This window comes from Dyella flagellata, assembly GCF_030160275.1.
In the GTDB taxonomy this organism is placed as follows: domain Bacteria; phylum Pseudomonadota; class Gammaproteobacteria; order Xanthomonadales; family Rhodanobacteraceae; genus Dyella_B; species Dyella_B flagellata.
In genome coordinates this window covers 1-3,168 of record NZ_BSOA01000064.1, presented here as the reverse complement: position 1 = coordinate 3,168, position 3,168 = coordinate 1, and the positions used below count along the sequence as shown (strand labels likewise).

The 3,168-nt window shown below is 64.8% G+C and carries 1 protein-coding gene; it reads left to right on the top strand.

Annotated elements, in window-relative coordinates; all coding sequences use genetic code 11:
- Positions 1-3,168: RHS repeat domain-containing protein (locus tag QQJ96_RS23515; protein WP_486599113.1), on the top strand; the 3,168-nt coding region annotated here is incomplete at both ends.

Sequence of the window (3,168 nt, the reverse complement as noted above, 5' to 3'; positions counted from 1 at the left end):
GCCTCAACGCCACGCAGTACGTCTATAACGCGGCGGGGCAGGTGACCCAGACACGCGTGTACGCCAACCGGCCGTCGGTCAACGCATGGACGCTCACCAGCTTCAACCCGGTGGCCACGGCCGCCGCCGTGGCCGCGGTGCTGACCACCAGCAGCAGCGACCTCGTCACCACCACGGCCTACAACGCCGACGGTCAGGCGGTGTACGCGATCGATGGCGCCGGCGATGTCACCCAGACGATGTACGACGCCGCCGGCCGTGTGACGAAGACCATCGCCTACGCCACCGTCTTGACCAGCGCGCAGCTCAGCGGCCTCGGCAGCACGCCCACGGTCGCGCAGATCGCGGCGCTGATCACGACCAGCGCCAACGATCGCACCACCTACACCAGCTATGACAACGCGGGTCGTGTGCAATTAACGGTCAATGCCGCCGGTGCAGTGACGCAAGCCTTCTACGACGCCGATGGTCGCGTCGCGGCCACGCGTGCCGACGCCACGCCGCTGACCGCGGCCCAGTTGGCCACCCTCGGCACCGCGCCGACGCCGTTGCAGATCGCCAGCCTCGTCACCACCAGTGGCAGCGATCAGGTGAGCTACCAGATCTATGACGCAGCCGGCCGATTGCGCTACACGATGGACCCCGTCGGCTATGTCACCGAAACCCGCTATGACGCGGCCGGCCGGGTGACCGAAACCCTGGCTTACGCCAATGCCCTCAGCGGGTCGAGCATCAGCACCCAGAACGCATGGGGGCCGCTGGCCGCGGGCACCGCACAACCCTTGATGGCGGGCCTGATCAGCAGCAACGGCAATACGGATGCGACGGCCGAGGCGACGTTGTCGTTGTACGACGGCGCCGGTCGTCGCGCCTTCACGGTGCAGCAGAACAACGGCGGCAGCGTCGGTCAGGTCACGGCGTATGCCTACGACGCCAATGGCAACCTCACCAGCCAGACCGTCTACGGCAACGCGCTGAGCTTGAGCACCACATCATCGCTGAGTGCCCAGCTCACCACGGCCAGCGTGGCCACGGCGGTGGCGAGCTTCACCGCCAAGCACGTCACCACGACCGTCTACGATGCCGACCATCGCGCGCTGTACGCCATCGATGCGTTGGGCAACGTGACCCAGAACAGCTACGACGGTGCCGGTCGCCTGATCGAAACCCAGCAATACGCCAACCCGATCGCGCTGCCGGGCACGATCAATGCCAGCACGATCGCGGCCGCCGTCAGTGCCGCCGGCACCGGTGGTGCACGCCTCAGCACCACCACGTACGACTCGCGCGGCGACATCACGGCCACCGGTGATGCGCTGGGCACCAACGCCACATACGGCTACAACGCGCTCGGACAGAAGGCCAGCGTCACCAACCGCGATGGCGCCACCTGGACCTATACCTACGACAGCGCCGGCCGGCTGATCCAGACGCAAAGTCCGCCCGTCACGGTGGGCAGCTACAGCACCACCAATGGCGCGTTCCAGACCGCCGCCAGCCAGTACCTCTACACCACGAACACGTATGACGCGTTTGGCGGTGTGACCAGCACCGCCCAAGGCTACGGCACGAGCGCGAGTGCGATCACCACGGTCAGCACCACGAGCTACGCGTACGATGCGATAGGCCACCAGGTGCAGGTGACCGATGCACTCAATCACGTCACGACCACCACCTATAACGCGCTGGGCCAGCTGGCCGTGAGCAAGGACGCCAACGGCAACGTCAGCTATCGCGTCTACAACGATGGCAAGCTGGCCTATGCCATCGACGGCAATGGCTACATCACGGCGCACACGTACGATGCGTACGGCAATGTGCTGACCACCACGCAGTACGCCACCGCGCTCAACACCAGCGCGATCACCGGCTGGAGTGCCGGCCAGCCGCTGAGCCTGAGCCAGGTGGGGCAGGGACTGGTGACGTCGAGCAGCGATCGCACGATTACCACGACCTACGACCAGCTCAATCAGAAGACGCAGGTGGTGCTGCCGTCGATTAGCTACTGCTTGGCAATGGGGGCGCTAGGAGGAAGCGGTGCCACCGGCTCCCCCACCACGACCTACACCTACGATGCCTACGGCAATCTGACCAGTACATCGCAGCTCATTCAGGGAGCGCTTACCTCGGGGACGACCACCACGCCGGCCGTCTGGGCCACCACCTACACCTATTACGACGCCCTGAATCGTGCGGTGATGGTGGTGACGCCGACCGGCAGCTATACCAGTCCTCAGGGCTATGTCACGACCACCGCGTACAACGCCTTTGGCCAGGTAACCAGCCGCACGCAATACGCGCAGGCCATCGGCACCAGCGGTGCCACAACCAGCACCCTGCCGGGTCTGCCTGGCGCCGCGACGACCACCAGCGGCGCCGACCGTATCACCACCACGACCTACGACGCGATCGGGCGTGTGGCGAGCGAAGCGCAAGCCGGTAGCTACACCTATGGTGGCGGTACGCTGGGTCAGCTCAACGGCAGCGTGGGCTATACCGCCGCCAGTAGCGTGACCAGCTACAGCTACAACGGCGAGAACCAGGTCACCAGCCAGACCGTCAACGGCAATACCACCACGACGACCTACGATGCCATGGGGCGCGTGCTGACGGTCACCGCACCGGCACGCCAAGCGCTGGTGAGCAACTGGCAATCGATCCTGGAAGGTCCGCCAGTCACCGACCTGACGAACACTGCGCTGTACACCAGCGTCAGTCCAGTCACCACGTATGTGTACGACGCGCAAGGCAATGCACTGAGTGTCAACGTCTCGGCCGGCGGCCAATCGCTGCAGCGCTGGTCGTATTTCGACAAGCTGAATCGCATGGTGGGGCAGTTCGACCTTAACGGCGCCGCGTTGCATTCCACCACCTACGATGCCAATGGCAACGTGCTCACGCAAAGCTACACGGTGAGTGGCAGCACGGTGGTGACGACGACGAACACCTACGACGCCGACAACCAGCGGTTGAGTACTGCCGTGCAGCGCAGTGGCGTCAGCACCGATGACAGTTACACCCAGCAAAAGTACGACGCCTTCGGCGACGTGATCGCCAAGGGCGACAGCGCTGGTTACGAAGCGACCTACAGCTACGACAACGACGGCAACCTAGCCTCGGCGCCTGATAGCAAGACCGGTGCGATCCATACCTACTCCTACGACCTGG